We start from the raw sequence: 14,545 nt of genomic DNA on the forward strand, positions 1-14,545 counted from the left end.
CCCGGGGCCGTGCCTGTGCGTTTGCCCCGCTCAGCGTCCCTCTACGGCCTCCAAGACGGCCGAAAGGGCGGCTAGCGCGTCAGTAACCTCTTCAAGAGTGCGACCAGCCGGTAGCGGTTCTCCCGGGACGGATAGGACCACCTCGCAGCCATGGCCGAAGTCCTCCGTCATGACCTCAAGAAGAGACCTGGCATCGACCGCTTGCTGGCCGGGTTTCCGGATGGTCACCGGGAGCCCGGTGGCCGTCACCGCACGGACAAACACGGCGGCTGCCCGTGCATGGAGGCCAATCTCTGCGGCGACCTTGGCTTTGTGCTCGGGCAAACCGGCTCCTTTGACTCGGACGGCCAAAAGCCGACTGCGATTTTGATCCTTACAAGCGTAGCGCCGCCACACGATGGCACCGTTCACAGCGTCCAGCTGGTCTAGACCTGCGGGTAGAATGGCCTACGCTTGTTTCATGGAAGATTTCGGGGCCGGAAACCGTCATGCCTGCTGAAGCAGCACGTATCACGGGGGAGATCGACCGCAAGAACGGCACTCCTATCTACGTTCAACTGCGCGAGATCCTGCGAACCTACATCTCGGAGTCTTGCAAGCCCGGTGCTGCCTTGCCCTCGGAGCGGGACCTCTCTGAACGTTTCGGACTAGCCAGAATGACGGTGCGGCAGGCGATTGATGCCCTCGTCGGCGAAGAGGTCATTGAACGAGTGGTTGGCCTGGGAACTTTCGTCCGCAAACCGAAGCTGGACCTCCAAGTAAAGCTCACGTCCTACAGCGAGGAAATGCAGCGTCGCGGCATGGTTCCGGCAGCGAAGGTTTTGAGCTTCGAGCAGATCGCCGCGAGTGCCTTCCTGGCGCGGGAACTCCAGTTGGAGGAGGGTACTCCTTTGGTTCGCTTCCGACGGCTCCTGCTCGCAGACAACGAGCCTATGAGCGTAGACGAGAACTTCATCCCCGCCCATCGCGTGCCGGGCCTTTTGGACGGAGCGCCTCCCACTTCGCTGTACAACGTGTTAAGCGAAAAGTACGGACTCGTCATGGAATGGGGCGAGGACATGATCGAAGCAACAGCAGCTTCGCCATCGACTGCGCGGCTCTTGAACGTGGATGTCGGCACTCCGCTGCTCAAGATTCAACGTCACGCGTTCGTCGCACGCGCCATGGTGGACTATTCCGTCTCCTACTACAGGGCTGACCGGTATAAGTTGTGGGTCCCGTTGCAGCGCCCGGGCGTTCGGTCCACGCGAAGCCAGTCCACGGGGTATCGTACCCACTAGCCTCAAAGCATCAGGGAGCGGACCAACAGCCGGTACACACAGACAATGAGAGAGGGCCCCGTCCAATGCGGACGGGACCCTCTGTCATTTGCTATCGCCGAGAACTAATGGCTCAGGCTCTTGTGCTCTTCGCCGGACTCGATGGCCTCATGGTGGCCATGTCCGTGCGCGGCTTCAAGCTCGGCCGGCGTTGCCGGAGCAACACGGTCTTCGAAGAACCATTTGGAAAGTGCCGCGCGGCGCTTTTCCTTCGGAGTGACCACGCCGTGCTCGTTCGGCTCAGCCGGCAGCGGGACGGGCGACTCGAAGCCGACGAGCTTGTAGTGCTTATAGTCGTCCAGCGGTGCATGTACCTCGATGAACTCCCCATGAGGCAAGCGCACGATGCGACCGGTTTCGCGGCCGTGCAAGGCGATCTCGCGGTCCTTGCGCTGGAGCGCAAGTGCCACGCGCCTGGTCACCACGAATGCGAGGATCGGGCCAAGGAAGAACAGCGTACGCAGCCAGTACGTCACGTCGTTCAGGGCAACGTGGAAGTGCGTTGCAATGAGGTCCGAACCTGCAGCGGCCCACATGACGCAGTACCAGGTGAACCCTGCGACACCGATTGCGGTGCGGGTTGGGGCATTCCGAGGACGGTCGAGGACGTGGTGCTCGCGGTTGTCCTTGGTGATCCAGCGTTCAATCCACGGGTACATGAAGAGCACCGTGAAAATGATGCCGGCAGGAACCAAAGCCGGGAGCAGGACATTCAGCGTCAGCACGTGGCCGAAGATGACGTACTCGAAGTGGAAGTCGTTGACGACACCCGGCATAAGACGAAGTGCCCCATCGACGAATCCGATGTACCAGTCAGGCTGTGTACCGGCCGACACAGGGGAGGGGTCGTACGGCCCGTAGTTCCAGATCGGGTTGATAGTGAACATCGCAGCCATAAGTGCGACGACACCGAACACGATGAAGAAGAAGCCGCCGGCCTTCGCAGCGTAAACCGGTCCGAGCGGGTAACCAACGACGTTGCCGTCGTTGCGCCCCGGGCCGGGGTACTGCGTGTGCTTGTGGACAACCACCATGAAAAGGTGGATGACGATCATGAGAAGAATCATGGCCGGCACCAGCAGAATGTGAAGCACATACAGGCGGCCGATGATCGCCGTTCCCGGGAACTCACCGCCGAAGAGGAAGAACGAGATGTACGTCCCGATCACCGGGATGGACTTGATGACGCCGTCGATGATTCGCAGGCCGTTACCGGAGAGCAGGTCGTCGGGGAGGGAGTATCCCGTGAAACCTTCAGCCATGGCCAGGATCAATAGGACACCACCCACAACCCAGTTCATTTCACGCGGCTTGCGGAAGGCGCCCGTGAAGAACACGCGCAGCATGTGCACACCAAGGGAGGCCACGAACAGCAGAGCCGCCCAGTGGTGCACCTGGCGGAAGAACAAGCCACCTCGAATGTCGAAGGAAATGTTCAGCGAGGAGCTGTATGCCACGGACATTTCGACATTTGTCAGCGGAGTGTATGAACCCGAGTAGTGGGTCTCAGCCATGGACGGGTCAAAGAAGAACGTCAGGAAGGTACCCGACATAAGGAGGATGACGAAGGAATACAGCGCCACCTCACCGAACATGAAGGACCAGTGGTCGGGGAAGACCTTCCGGCCGAATTCACGCAGGATTCCGGATCCGCCGACGCGCTCGTCAACGAAGTCCGTGATCCGGCCAACTTTGGTCTTCGGGGCGAAGGGGACTTCAGCTGTTGATGAGGCGCTCATGCTCGTCACGCTCCCAGTAACTCGGTCCTACAGGTTCTTTGAAGTCGCTCGTGGCTACGAGGTAGCCCTCAGCGTCGACCGCGATGGGCAGCTGGGGGAGCGGACGGCTGGCGGGTCCGAAGACAACCTTGCATTCCTTGGTGAGGTCGAAGGTCGACTGGTGGCACGGGCACAGCAGGTGGTGCGTCTGCTGCTCGTACAAAGCAACCGGGCAACCAACGTGGGTACAGATCTTGGAGTAGGCAACAATTCCGTTGTAGCTCCAGTTTTCACGGCCCTTGGAGATCGTCAAGTCGCCCGGGTTGAGGCGCATGAGCAGGACGACAGCCTTGGCCTTCGCGTTCAGCTTGCCTTCCTGGAGCTCGTTAAGTCCTTCGGGGATCACGTGGAACGCAGAACCGATGGTTACGTCCGATGCCTTGATCGGAGTTCCGTCGGGGTCGCGGGTGAGGCGCTTGAGCTTGCCACCCTGGGGTGCCCACATGGTGTGTGCGAGCTTGTCGTCCGGACGGGGTCCAAGGTCACCGAAAACGGCCAGGGCCGGGAGGGGTGCCAGTGCCACAGCACCCAAAAGGGTGTTGCGGATCAGGGGGCGACGCTTGATGCCGGTTTCCTCGACGATGTCCTCGACGATCCGTACGGCGGCCTGGCGGTCTTCCTCGGTACGGATGGCGTGGCGCTCTTCCGATACCTCGTGGTCCGGCATGAGGGCCTTGGCCCAGTGCACGATGCCGGTGCCGATCCCGAGCATCGCGAATGCGGTGCCAAGGCCAAGCAACAGGTTTTGTGTACGGATCGTTGCGATCGTGGAGTCTTGCCCAAGATCGATGGCAAAGTACGACACCAGGAAGATCACCGTGCCGATGACCGAGATGCCAAACAGTATGGCTACCTGTCGTTCGGCTCGCTTAGCGGCTCTCGGGTCCGTGTCAGCCAGGCGCAAACGGTGCGGAGGAAGTCCAGGATCCTGGAACTTCTCCACAACATTCTGACCAGCCGTAGCTACGGTGCCCGAGTGGTTCGGACTGCCGTCACTATGGTTGCCCATAATTCGCCTCATCCTTCTCTCGTTGTCCCGGCCGGAACCGGGTTGATGTTCAATTCAAAACTGCTGTGGGGACAGCAGAAGCTTTTAGTGCGTCTGGACTAAGACGTACGCGACGTCAGCCAGATGGTGAAGGCGATGATGACGCCGAGGCCTGCAACCCAGACGAAGAGGCCTTCGGAAACCGGACCCAGCGAACCGAGGTCGGCGCCACCCGGCGAACCGTTGGCTTCGATCTTCTTCAGGAAAGTGATGATGTCGCGCTTGCCCTCAGGAGAAATGTTGGCGTCGTTGAAGACGGGCATGTTCTGCGGACCGGTTGCCATGGCTTCGTAGATGTGTTGGCCCGAGACGCCAGCAAGTGCCGGAGCAAACTTCCCCCGGGTCAATGCACCGCCGGCAGCTGCGGCGTTGTGGCACATAGCGCAGTTCACGCGGAAGAGTTCGCCACCCTTGGCGGCATCTCCCTTTTCGTCAAGCAGCGCTGCATCGGGAATGGCCGGGCCGGCGCCGAGCGACGCGACGTAAGCCGCCAGCTGCTGCGTCTGCTGGTCGTTGAACTGCCTCGGCTTTTCTTGTGCCTGGGGTCCGTTCATCTGCATGGGCATACGGCCGGTGCCAACCTGGAAGTCAACCGCAGCCGCACCGACGCCGATCAGCGAGGGGCCGTCCTTGGATCCGCTGGCGCCCATGCCGTGGCAGGTGGCGCAGTTGGCGGCAAAGAGCTTGCCACCCTCCTGGGCGTCGCTTGCGCTGAAGGTAGTGGTGTCTGCCTTCGCCTGGTTGACCGTTGTGGCAACGGCGTAAAGCCCACCAGTGACGAGGAGTCCCATCAGCAGCAGCGCAATGGCTGCCAGTGGATGACGTCGCTTCTGCGAGAGTGCCTTCACGTGGTGGTTCCTTTATTCGATCCTGCGTCGGCTCCGCGAGCCGCTTCTTGAAAATTCATCCTCTTGCGGAACAAGAGTCAGTGCTTGGCTACTTCAGGACGTAGATGACCAGGAAGAGCCCGATCCACACAACATCCACGAAGTGCCAGTAGTACGAGGTGACGATTGCCGAGGTCGCTTCAAAATGCCCGAACTTCTTGGCCGCGTAAGCGCGACCGATGATGAACAGGAAGGCGATGAGGCCGCCGATGACGTGGAGACCATGGAAGCCGGTCGTGATGTAGAACGACGAACCGTAGGCGTTGGCCGAAAGGGTGACGTGCTCGGAAACGAGCATGGCGTACTCGGTGGTTTGCCCGGCAACGAAGAAGGAACCCATGATGAACGTCAGGATGAACCACTCGGTCATGCCCCAGCGGGTCAACTGCAGCAAACCGCCTCGCCGGCGCGGCTCAAGTCGCTCGGCAGCGAAGACACCCATCTGGCAAGTAAAGGAACTGGCCACAAGGACGATGGTGTTGACAAGCGCAAACGGGAAGTTGAGCTTGCCGGTTTCTTCGGCCCACAACGCACCTGACGTCGAGCGCAGGGTGAAGTACATGGCAAAGAGACCGGCGAAGAACATCAACTCACTGGAAAGCCACACAACGGTTCCAACGGAAACCAGATTGGGGCGATTCAGCGTCGGGTGCGCCGGGGTACTGGGGGCATGGGTCGCAGATGTCACAAAGACATTATGTCTGTAAAAGTCCGGACTTCCCAATGCGAACCGCCTTTTGGGGGGACTTTTTCTACAAACACGCGAATTCGCGCGGAAAAGTTCCCGGAGTGCTTCGCATTGGTCATGGAGCAGGGTGGATCGCTAGCATCAAGTGGTGACTTCACAGGCATCTGCACAGCAGGCAAGCAACTCGTGGCCCGGACTCATCTCCGCCCTGATCAAAGGGCATGACCTCTCGGTCGAGAACACCGCATGGGCCATGAACACGATCATGTCCGGGGAGGCCGCTCCTTCCCAGATTGCCGGCTTCTTGGTTGCGTTGCGCGCAAAGGGGGAGACTGTGGAGGAAGTCACAGGACTGGTTGAGGCGATGCTCTCCAACGCCAATCCCGTGAGTATCCCAGGCGAAAAGCTGGACATCGTGGGCACCGGTGGCGATCAACTCAACACCGTCAACATCTCCACCATGGCTGCACTCGTGGCCGCGGGCGCGGGCGCGCGCGTCGTCAAGCATGGAAACAGGGCGGCGTCGTCTTCGTCAGGCTCCGCGGACGTCCTGGAAGCGCTTGGCGTGAGGCTCGACTTGCCGATCGAGCGCGTTGCCCGCAACGCCGAAGAGGCTGGAATCACTTTTTGTTTCGCGCAGGTATTCCACCCGTCATTCCGGCATACCGGAGTTGTCCGGGCAGAACTCGGCATCCCCACGGCCTTCAACTTCCTGGGACCAATGACCAACCCGGCCCATGTCCAGGCATCTGCCGTTGGGGTGGCCAATGCCACCATGGCACCGCTGATCGCAGGGGTCCTGGCACGCCGGGGGAGTCGCGGACTGGTATTCCGCGGAGGAGACGGCCTCGATGAACTGACCACCACGGGTCCATCCACGGTATGGGAAATCAGGAACGGGGAAGTCACCGAACTGCTGTTCTCGCCGGCCGACCTGGGGATCGCCTTGGCAACCGTCGCGGATCTCCGAGGCGGCAACGCCGAGGCGAACGCCGCCGTCGTGCGCGAAGTACTGGGCGGGAAGCCGGGCCCGGTCCGAGATGCCGTGTTGCTCAACGCGGCTGCCGGCTTGGTTGCCTTCGACACTTCTGCCGACGGACCATTCCTGGACCGCATGAAATCGGCTTGGTTGCGGGCCACCGAGTCCATTGACTCCGGAGCAGCTGCCCGGGTGCTGGACACTTGGGTCGGACTCACTCAAAACTGAGCCGGCCAGGCGGCAGGGTGTCGGCGTCTACTGCTCGAAGCCCAAGGAAAAAGCGGCGTCCAGATCGTGCTGGGAGTATGCCCGGAACGCGATGTGCGTGGTGGTGTGAACCACTGCAGGAACCTTGGAGAGCTTGTCTGCGATGACGTCTGCCAGCTCCTCATGCTTGGCGACACGTGCAACGGCAATAAGGTCCCATTCGCCCGTGACGGAGTAGACCTCGCTGATGCCCTGGATGGCGGAAATCTCCTCGGCCGTCTCCGGGATCCGTGAAGCGTCGGTCTTGATCAGGACAAAAGCGGTGATCACTGGGGGCGGCCTTTCCGAAGTGCAGCAGTGGACGATGCAAGCCTAGTGCATGGGTTGGCGCTCAGGGCTGACGGCTCGGTCGACGAACCCTGGTCACAAGGGCGATCACCGCACGGTAGCCAAGAAGCAAGATCGCCAAGCTGATCAAAGCAACGATGATGAAGGCAAGCACTACGGTCTGGCCAGTAACTGCACGCAACAGCATGCCGCCGGCCACGGTTCCGATCCATACAGCGACGCCGGACGGCCAGATCGCAAAGGGCACCCGCCAGATCCTCGCGCAGAGCCACGCGATCGCGGCACCAGCAAGAAACGGCCAGGCCGTCGAGAAGACCCCCGTCAGGACATCGGCTCGCTGGTGTGCGTCCCGGCCAATGGCCGCGAAAACCAGGATGAGAACGGCATCGACGAGGACAGCGACGAGGGCAGTCCGGACCAGGGTGGCTTTTGCAGCAGGCATGGAAACGACCCTATCCCGCACGGATGCCGAACTCTAACCGAAGGGTTCAGGTCCTGGAACGAACGCCCGGTGACAAGGCCTTGAACTTAAGCAATGCGGCGCGGAAGATGTGGCTACCAAACCTAGAGCGAAGCCAGTCCCTGGCGGCAAATAATGAGGTTGATCCAGGTTGCCCAGCGGGCCGTTGACCTCGACCGGGCAGCCGGTTTCTACTCGCGGCCGTTGGGCAGCGAGCCGACAGGAAGGTTCGATCCACCGGCCTCCTGTTCTTCAATTTTGAACGGTGTTCGGCTCCTCCTGGATAAACTTAGGGGGCGGGTCAACCCCGGTCTGTGGCGATTTTGGCCGCGAACCCGATGAGTACGACGCCGGCGATGCGGTCCGTGACTTTGCCCACCACAGGTGATTGGAGCCATCTGCGGGCAAAGTGGGTTGCGGCGATGATGCCCGCGAACCACAAGATTCCTTCAATGCTGTGGACGGTCGGCAGAAGTATGCCCATCAGCAGCGGCGGAGCGTCCGGCGGCAAAAACTGCGGGATCATCGCCATGTAGAACACTCCTACTTTGGGATTCAGCAGACTGCACGTGATGCCAGTGAGCCATGAAGAACGTCCGCTTGCCGGCCGGGGTTGCGGCCTGGATTCGGCCCTGGCCGGGGCAAGGTCCGCAGCTGAGGTGGGGGGCACTCGCCTGAAACTCTTGATCAGCATCGAGAGGCCCAGCCACGCCATATAGGCGGCACCAGCCAATTTGAGGACCAGAAATGCGGCTTCCGAAGCAGCGAGCAAAGCGGACGCGCCGACGGCGGCAGCAACACCCCACATCATCGTGCCTGTGCAGATCCCTCCGGCTGCGGCGAACGCCGGAATCCGGCCCTGGCTGATGGCAGTGCGCAGCACGAGGACCGTGTCCATTCCTGGAATGATCGTGAGCAACGCGGCAACAACGGCGAAGGAAGCCAAAGCGGCAGGGATGGTCATGCTCTATGGTAGCCAGCCGCCGTCGGGCATTGTTTTCCTGACTACGTGACTGTGGTTTGATTCACGGCCGGAAGCAGCGGCCGGGTTTTACACGTACGACGGCGCCTGGGATCGGCGTCCGGCCCGGATTAAGTCCCTGTGGATGCTTCAGGCAGGCGCTGTTAGCATGACGCAAAGGCAGCTGAATCCGCTGCCACAACAACTGAGGAGCCATGTAATGACCACGAACCTCAATCCTTACATCAGCTTTCGGGACAGTGCCGGGGAGGCCATGGCCTTCTACAAGTCGGTCTTCGGTGGAGAGCTGACCCAGAGCACCTTCGCGGAGTTCCACGCCAGCGAAGACCCAGCCGAGAGCGACAAAATCATGCACTCGGCGCTTAAGACCGACAACGGACTGCTATTGATGGCTGCAGACACTCCCAACAGCATGGACTACAGCCCGGGCAACAACATTTCGGTGTCCCTCAGCGGAGACGATGAAGCCGAGCTTCGCGGCTATTGGGATGGACTGGCCGACGGCGGGACGGTAACTGTACCGATGGAGAAGGCGCCGTGGGGAGATATTTTCGGAATGCTGACCGACAAATTCGGAATTGCGTGGCTGGTCAACGTCACGGGGGAGCAGCCCCAGTAACGGGAACCTCAAGGTAGTAGCCGCTTTCGCGCGGCGCCGCCGTCCCAAACCCCGGCGGTAAAAACAGGTCCAGCCTCTGGTCGCTTTGCCACCAGAGGCTGGACCGGTGCCCGGTGGGTGATGCGCCGTAGTACCCATGGCGCGAGGTACTCCCTCGCCCAAACGATGTCGTCTGTCCTGGCTTCCTTCCAGCTGCTCGCGGGCAATGTCTTAGGTTCAGATGGACTCAGGGAGTTCTCGACATTGAGGGACTTCAGAACCATCATCGCCACTGTGTGGTGTCCCAGGGGCGAGAAATGCAAGCGGTCCGGGTCCCACATTGTCGGACTTGCCAACTGCTGCAGCGCCCACAGATCCGCAACCACGCCGTCGTAGCGGCTTGCAATTGTCCGAAGATTTTCGTTGAAGACGGCAACCTTGCGTCGGTTGTGCCTCAGAACCGGGGTTGACCCCCAATCCGGACCGGTGAAAAGCACGATGGTGGCACCTGTGGCCACCAACTCTCCTACGGCGGGATCCAGGTCATTCGCCAAGCGGTCGGGATCGCTTCCACGGAAGACCAAGTCATTGCCTCCTGCCGAAAGTGTTACCAGATCAGGCCGCAGTGCCATCGCCGCCCCCAGTTGGCGGTCGAGTATCTGGCGCAACAGGAGACCACGGACTGCAAGATTGGCATAGGTGAATTCCGGATGGCCTTCGCTGAGCTCTTCCGCAACGCGGTCGGCCCAGCCTCGGAGGCCGCCCGGGTTGCGCGGTTCCGGATCGCCCACTCCTTCCGTGAAGGAGTCTCCGATTGCCACAAATCGATTCCACGGGTGCAGGCCCTGGCGCACAGTCACGGGGCGGCCGGGGTCGGCGTGCTCCTGGCTGGAATCGCTCATGGTCTCATACTGACCCTCATTCAGCCGCCGCACCAGACAAGCCCGGGACCACTGCAAAGATTCCGTCAAGATCGCCCGGTCGGCAGTCCGGCCGTTGGTGCTCGCAGTGGCGTTGTGTTCCGGCTATCCCGCGGGGTTGGTCGCCTGACACGTCTGGTCTTGGGCGGTCTGGGCAACCACATCGTTCGGCTTGGGCGCCGGAAGCGTCGGTTTGCTCCCTGTGGCGAAGTCTTGCCCGGCGTAAAGCTGGACTCCCTGGACACTGGGGACCTGCTGCACGCTCGCCGCTGGCAACCCGAACATGGCAGCAACGTCCGCGGCGACATCGGCAAACCCGGCACCGTAGTAGACCATGGTTTGCGGCCTCGCATCGCCCTGAATCCGGGCCACCTTCGTGAAGCCACCGGAGGAGAGCAGCGCTGCGATGTCCTGACTCCTGCCGCTCACGCCTGTTCCATTGGCGATAGTGATCGGCTGAAGCGCCTTGTTGTAGGCCGCTTTCGGAGTTTCGGTGGTCGGAGCAGGGGAGGGAGCAGCGCTAGCCGCAGGCTGGCTGAGATCAGCGCTTTGTTTCAAGGCCGCAAAAAAGTTGCTGGCAGCCGGTTGATCGAGGTCGAGCCTGTTTGGATCTGACGCCGCTGGCACGTTCGGTAACGTGATGAAGTTGACCTTTGCCGGGTCTATGTTCTTCAGTCGGTCGGCGATGGTCAGCAAAGCAGGAACGGAAGCAAGGCCGTCGTCGACGGTCAGGTTTTTGGTGACTGTGTCGGCGATGCTCAGCATCTTCTGCGGGTTGCCGAGTGTTCCATCGGCTTTGAGTTTGCGGGTCAGCGAGCCAAGAAACGCCTGTTGGGCCTTGATTCGGCCGAGGTCACCGCCATCGGCAAATGCGTGGCGAGTGCGTAGGAAGGCGAGGGCCTGATCCCCTTGGACCTGCGAGGTGCCTTTGGGCAGGTGAAGTCCAGAGTCCGGGTCGTTCACGGCCGAGCTCACGCAGACGTCCACCCCACCGACCGCATTGGAGAGTTCTTTGACTGCGTTGAAGTCGGCCATCATGAAGTGGTCCATCTCCAGGCCCGTCAGCTTGTTCACGGTGTCCACGGCGCAGCCAATGCCGGCTTCGGCCATCGCGCTGTTGATCATGGCGTTCTGGCGTTCTGCGTAGTGCTGTCCGGTCTTGTTGTCAGTGCAGGCAGGGACGTCGACCAGCAGGTCCCGAGGAAGGCTGATGACGTTGACGTGATTGTTGTCTGCGGAAATATCGAGCAGCATCATCACGTCGGATTGCCCATATCCGGATGACTGGTCCGCCGTCCCGAATTGTCCGTTTTTGCCGCTTCTGGTGTCGGTGCCGAGAATGAGAATCTGCAAACGGTCCTTCCGGTCATCTGCCGGGCCTTCCGATCTGTGGCCACCGGCACCCAGGGCAGACGTCGAAATGTTGGATTGAAGCCGCCACACCCAATATCCACCGAAGGCGACGACGGCGAGCAGCAGGACGGCCACCACTGCGCTCGTGATTTTGAACCAGCGCGGCGCCCGACGATAGCTGAAACGCCGGCTGCGGGTAGCCAATTTGCCCTGCCCCGGATAGGCGACAGGTGCGGACTGACCCGATTCCGGGTTGGGTGCATCGTGGCGAGTTACCAAAAGGGGACTACCTCTCCGGGGGAATGACGGACGGCCCCCATTGTAGCGGGGACGTCTGGGAAGGTTCCGTGCGCCCCGCTGCGAGCAGCACAAATCTCCGGGAATGGTTGAATGGGAAGATGACTCTGAGTTCACTGGCGGCGTTTGTCGGGTTGTGCGCTATTTTGGCCCTTACCCCTGGCCCGGACTCCTTCCTCGTGCTCAGGTGCAGCCTGTCAAGCGTCAAAGCCGGCCTCTCAGCGGCGTTCGGTTCCTCGCTCGGCAGCATTTTCTGGGCAGGTCTTGTGGGCATCGGACTTGCGGCCCTGCTCGAGCAGTCGGCCGAGGCCTACAGGGTCGTGAAGATCATCGGTGGTCTGTACCTGATTTACCTGGGAGTCAGCGCCTTTGTCCACAGCCGCCGCTCGCAAATAGCACCGCAACAAGAGGGCGGCCCTGGAGTCAGCGGCCAACTACGCTCAAGTTTCTTCGCCGGGCTCGTATCGTGCCTGCTCAATCCGAAGGTTGGGCTGTTCTTCCTCGCCGTTGTACCCCAGTTCCTGCCGTCCGGTGAAGCATCATTCGGCTTGACGATGATGCTCGGTGTCATCGACTTTGCGATCTCGATGGTCTACCTCGGAATCCTGTCCTTCGTGGCTACCAAGGCCGTACTCTGGCTGAAACGGCCAGCCGTGACCAAAGCTTTGGAACGGACCTCCGCTGCGATTCTCGCGGCGCTAGGCGTGGGGACTGCGGTTTCAGCGAGTAGCTAAGAGAGGCGGTGCCAGCGCACCGTCCAGGTTCAGGTCAAATGGTCAAAGTCTCCACCTGCCCATGCCGTGTGCCGTTGCGCGGAATCATGCAGCACGGTCTTAGCCCCTGAAATGATCATGTTGTTGAAGTTGCCGTATATCCGATCGAATTCGAGTTCACCGAGTTGCCTGGCGATTCGCAGCGCCACTGCGCCGGAGAGCGGAAGGTGATTCGGGTAGCTGCGCATGAACGCGACGGAGCGGCGGTCGGGATTCGGAAACACACTGTCGCCGGTCAGTATTACTCCCTTTCCGTCTGCCCCGCGAGCCCAGTGAGCTACCGCGCTGCCAGGGAAGTGACCCCCGGTCTGGTGCAGTGTGAGCCCTTCGGCGACCGTTCGGCTGCCGGACCAAAATTCGACGGCGGGTCCGGTTCGCCCTAGCCAGTCGCGATCGGCGTCGGCCACAAGTACCGGAACCCCGCCTAAGCGGTGGGACCATTCGAGTTGCGCGCCAAACATGTGCGGATGGCTTGCTGCTATTGCGAGGACGGGGCCCCGGCGGAGCACGGCGTCCACAGCGCTGCCATCGAGGTAGCCTACCGGATCCCATAGGAGCGAACCCGCTGGCGTGATCACAAGCTGCGAGGTCTGGCCGATCCCCACTACGGGCTCGGTAGTGATCCCTATCAGCCCCGGCTCGTTCTCCTTCACTACAGTGTGCTGGCCATCCTGTTCCAGTTCGTCCAGTTTGAGCCAGCGCTGTCCGCTTGCGGGTACATACTGGCGCTGATCATCACAGATCGGGCAGACCGCCGGGGTCGGCTCCTCGTATTCGACGGCACACGTTGCACAGATCAGCACTATGAGTCCCTTCTTTGCGTCATCTCTTCTGCTCCCTGCGCACACGATCGCGACTTTGGGGGAGTGATGACCGTTTCTCGGCTCGTTACTCTCGAGTCGATCCAATAAATGAGTTAACCATGTTGAGGACGGGGTTGGCGGGAATCAGGGTTTGGCCGTGAGTACGGCCAGGCAAAGCATGGAATTTGGCCTTGGGCATAAGCCGGGCCGTCCGTTCCGAATCCCGTTGCCGGGGCGGATCCTCCGTGCCGGCGAGCAGCAAGGTGGGGAGGTCGATCTTCCGGAGATCCGCTTCCGGGATTCCGGGTTCGTCCTCACAGCGCCGGAAGTAGGCGCGCAGGGCGGCGGGGTCGTTGGCCAGAAATGCTGCGGCACCCTGCGGATCGACCTCACGGCCTGCGGCGCTGCTCCACTGGCGCAGAAATTCGGGCACGCCGCCCCGGTCCAGGGCGGTGCTGGTGCAACTATAGTGGCATCCCTGCGGATTGAATGTTGGCGTATTCATTGGATCAGCGACGATTTTGCACCTCAACGTCACTAGTGGTCAGGTCCAGCCAGGAACATCTGGAGACGGCGCGAAGGAGTTAGCCAGTCCGCTCCGTTGGTAAAAGCGGTCGGCCTCCCCTTCCGGGTACTTGCTGACGCGAATTGACTCCAGAGATGGGCAGTTCTCCAAGTCGTGAAGTGTGCTGTCTTCGGGCAAGACGCCGAAGAGTTCGAGATGAGCCAGCCCGGGCAAATCAGCTAGAGGTGCCAGAGACCGAACTGTCGTATGCTTCCCGGACGAGTCCCAACTCGGCAAGGTGTGGAGCCTTATCGTGTTTAGTTCTTGCAACTGGCTCAGCGGAGCCAGTTCGGAGACTTTCGGCAGGTGCACGATACTTAAATATTCAAGAGCGCTCAGACCGGTTAGCGGTGCCAAATCTGCATTTGGATAGGTCGCTATGACGAGGGTCTTCAGGTTTACGAAATCCGATAGGCCCTCAAGTGACTTGTATTTGCAGTGCCACACCCTCAGCGCGGTCACTTCTGACGGCGTTGGATGCGTCGGGAGGGACCGAGCCCCGTCCCTCATGAATTCAGCGATCATTATGAAACCGTAGTT

At 60.9% G+C, this 14,545-nt stretch carries 17 protein-coding genes; 4 read left to right on the forward strand and 13 right to left on the reverse strand.

What is annotated here, in order from left to right:
- Nucleotides 1–30: 30 nt before the first annotated feature.
- Nucleotides 31–324, reverse strand: coding sequence for an HPr family phosphocarrier protein (locus tag LFT43_RS10765; protein ID WP_395796633.1), 294 nt, complete (start codon nucleotides 322–324; stop codon nucleotides 31–33).
- 164 nt (nucleotides 325–488) lie between these two features.
- Between LFT43_RS10765 and LFT43_RS10770 the strand changes: the two genes are divergently transcribed.
- Complete coding sequence (locus LFT43_RS10770) at nucleotides 489–1,280, forward strand: GntR family transcriptional regulator (protein WP_395796635.1); 792 nt, start codon at nucleotides 489–491, stop codon at nucleotides 1,278–1,280.
- A 104-nt stretch (nucleotides 1,281–1,384) separates the two neighbouring features.
- Here LFT43_RS10770 and LFT43_RS10775 read toward each other — a convergent pair whose 3' ends face one another.
- The 4 genes from LFT43_RS10775 to LFT43_RS10790 all read right to left on the reverse strand — a co-directional run bounded on the left by LFT43_RS10775 (nucleotide 1,385) and on the right by LFT43_RS10790 (nucleotide 5,756).
- Nucleotides 1,385–3,058 carry a cytochrome bc complex cytochrome b subunit gene (locus tag LFT43_RS10775; protein ID WP_395796637.1) on the reverse strand — a complete coding sequence of 558 codons (1,674 nt, stop codon included), beginning with the start codon at nucleotides 3,056–3,058 and terminating at the stop codon, nucleotides 1,385–1,387.
- Nucleotides 3,036–4,106, reverse strand: coding sequence for a Rieske 2Fe-2S domain-containing protein (locus LFT43_RS10780; protein ID WP_395796639.1), 1,071 nt, complete (start codon nucleotides 4,104–4,106; stop codon nucleotides 3,036–3,038). The genes LFT43_RS10775 and LFT43_RS10780 overlap by 23 nt, the downstream gene beginning before the upstream one ends.
- A gap of 98 nt (nucleotides 4,107–4,204) precedes the next feature.
- Nucleotides 4,205–4,993, reverse strand: coding sequence for a c-type cytochrome (locus LFT43_RS10785; RefSeq protein ID WP_395796641.1), 789 nt, complete (start codon nucleotides 4,991–4,993; stop codon nucleotides 4,205–4,207).
- A gap of 88 nt (nucleotides 4,994–5,081) precedes the next feature.
- Nucleotides 5,082–5,756 (reverse strand): heme-copper oxidase subunit III, encoded by a 675-nt coding sequence (locus tag LFT43_RS10790; protein WP_395796643.1) that lies wholly within the window; start codon nucleotides 5,754–5,756, stop codon nucleotides 5,082–5,084.
- Between the two features lie 112 nt (nucleotides 5,757–5,868).
- On the opposite strand from LFT43_RS10790, the gene trpD reads away from it, so the two are divergent.
- On the forward strand, nucleotides 5,869–6,927 hold the full coding sequence (trpD, locus tag LFT43_RS10795) for an anthranilate phosphoribosyltransferase (RefSeq protein ID WP_395796645.1): 1,059 nt from the start codon (nucleotides 5,869–5,871) through the stop codon (nucleotides 6,925–6,927).
- Nucleotides 6,928–6,954: 27 nt separating this feature from the next.
- On the opposite strand, the gene LFT43_RS10800 is transcribed toward trpD, so the two are convergent.
- The 3 genes from LFT43_RS10800 to LFT43_RS10810 all read right to left on the reverse strand — a co-directional run bounded on the left by LFT43_RS10800 (nucleotide 6,955) and on the right by LFT43_RS10810 (nucleotide 8,678).
- Nucleotides 6,955–7,236: an Lrp/AsnC family transcriptional regulator gene (locus tag LFT43_RS10800; RefSeq protein WP_078108932.1), complete on the reverse strand. Its 282-nt coding sequence runs from the start codon at nucleotides 7,234–7,236 to the stop codon at nucleotides 6,955–6,957.
- A gap of 61 nt (nucleotides 7,237–7,297) precedes the next feature.
- On the reverse strand, nucleotides 7,298–7,696 hold the full coding sequence (locus LFT43_RS10805; RefSeq protein ID WP_395796647.1) for a DUF3054 domain-containing protein: 399 nt from the start codon (nucleotides 7,694–7,696) through the stop codon (nucleotides 7,298–7,300).
- A gap of 319 nt (nucleotides 7,697–8,015) precedes the next feature.
- Entirely contained in the window at nucleotides 8,016–8,678 is a 663-nt protein-coding gene (locus tag LFT43_RS10810) for a LysE family translocator (protein WP_395796649.1), read from the reverse strand.
- A gap of 217 nt (nucleotides 8,679–8,895) precedes the next feature.
- On the opposite strand from LFT43_RS10810, the gene LFT43_RS10815 reads away from it, so the two are divergent.
- Nucleotides 8,896–9,315, forward strand: coding sequence for a VOC family protein (locus LFT43_RS10815; protein WP_395796651.1), 420 nt, complete (start codon nucleotides 8,896–8,898; stop codon nucleotides 9,313–9,315).
- An 8-nt stretch (nucleotides 9,316–9,323) separates the two neighbouring features.
- Here LFT43_RS10815 and LFT43_RS10820 read toward each other — a convergent pair whose 3' ends face one another.
- Nucleotides 9,324–10,196 (reverse strand): SGNH/GDSL hydrolase family protein, encoded by an 873-nt coding sequence (locus LFT43_RS10820; RefSeq protein WP_395796653.1) that lies wholly within the window; start codon nucleotides 10,194–10,196, stop codon nucleotides 9,324–9,326.
- Nucleotides 10,197–10,319: 123 nt separating this feature from the next.
- On the reverse strand, nucleotides 10,320–11,846 hold the full coding sequence (locus LFT43_RS10825) for an LCP family protein (RefSeq protein ID WP_395796655.1): 1,527 nt from the start codon (nucleotides 11,844–11,846) through the stop codon (nucleotides 10,320–10,322).
- A gap of 119 nt (nucleotides 11,847–11,965) precedes the next feature.
- On the opposite strand from LFT43_RS10825, the gene LFT43_RS10830 reads away from it, so the two are divergent.
- A complete protein-coding gene (locus LFT43_RS10830; RefSeq protein ID WP_395796657.1) occupies nucleotides 11,966–12,598 on the forward strand; it encodes a LysE family translocator in 633 nt (210 codons plus the stop codon).
- Nucleotides 12,599–12,627: 29 nt separating this feature from the next.
- On the opposite strand, the gene LFT43_RS10835 is transcribed toward LFT43_RS10830, so the two are convergent.
- The 3 genes from LFT43_RS10835 to LFT43_RS10845 all read right to left on the reverse strand — a co-directional run bounded on the left by LFT43_RS10835 (nucleotide 12,628) and on the right by LFT43_RS10845 (nucleotide 14,530).
- Complete coding sequence (locus tag LFT43_RS10835) at nucleotides 12,628–13,440, reverse strand: hydrolase (protein ID WP_395796659.1); 813 nt, start codon at nucleotides 13,438–13,440, stop codon at nucleotides 12,628–12,630.
- A gap of 85 nt (nucleotides 13,441–13,525) precedes the next feature.
- Entirely contained in the window at nucleotides 13,526–13,945 is a 420-nt protein-coding gene (locus tag LFT43_RS10840) for an alpha/beta fold hydrolase (RefSeq protein ID WP_395796661.1), read from the reverse strand.
- Nucleotides 13,946–13,984: 39 nt separating this feature from the next.
- Nucleotides 13,985–14,530: a hypothetical protein gene (locus LFT43_RS10845; protein WP_395796663.1), complete on the reverse strand. Its 546-nt coding sequence runs from the start codon at nucleotides 14,528–14,530 to the stop codon at nucleotides 13,985–13,987.
- Nucleotides 14,531–14,545: the final 15 nt, after the last annotated feature.

It is taken from the genome of Arthrobacter sp. FW306-04-A (assembly GCF_044358315.1).
Classification (GTDB): Bacteria; Actinomycetota; Actinomycetes; order Actinomycetales; family Micrococcaceae; genus Arthrobacter.

Excerpts from the sequence above, each read along its gene's own strand:
- LFT43_RS10770 (WP_395796635.1), top strand. The coding sequence starts at position 489 with ATGCCTGCTGAAGCAGCACGTATCACGGGGGAGATCGACCGCAAGAAC.
- LFT43_RS10775 (WP_395796637.1), bottom strand. The coding sequence starts at position 3,058 with ATGAGCGCCTCATCAACAGCTGAAGTCCCCTTCGCCCCGAAGACCAAA.
- LFT43_RS10780 (WP_395796639.1), bottom strand. The coding sequence starts at position 4,106 with ATGGGCAACCATAGTGACGGCAGTCCGAACCACTCGGGCACCGTAGCT.
- LFT43_RS10805 (WP_395796647.1), bottom strand. The coding sequence starts at position 7,696 with ATGCCTGCTGCAAAAGCCACCCTGGTCCGGACTGCCCTCGTCGCTGTC.
- LFT43_RS10810 (WP_395796649.1), bottom strand. The coding sequence starts at position 8,678 with ATGACCATCCCTGCCGCTTTGGCTTCCTTCGCCGTTGTTGCCGCGTTG.
- LFT43_RS10815 (WP_395796651.1), top strand. The coding sequence starts at position 8,896 with ATGACCACGAACCTCAATCCTTACATCAGCTTTCGGGACAGTGCCGGG.
- LFT43_RS10820 (WP_395796653.1), bottom strand. The coding sequence starts at position 10,196 with ATGAGCGATTCCAGCCAGGAGCACGCCGACCCCGGCCGCCCCGTGACT.
- LFT43_RS10830 (WP_395796657.1), top strand. The coding sequence starts at position 11,966 with ATGACTCTGAGTTCACTGGCGGCGTTTGTCGGGTTGTGCGCTATTTTG.
- LFT43_RS10840 (WP_395796661.1), bottom strand. The coding sequence starts at position 13,945 with ATGAATACGCCAACATTCAATCCGCAGGGATGCCACTATAGTTGCACC.
- LFT43_RS10845 (WP_395796663.1), bottom strand. The coding sequence starts at position 14,530 with ATGATCGCTGAATTCATGAGGGACGGGGCTCGGTCCCTCCCGACGCAT.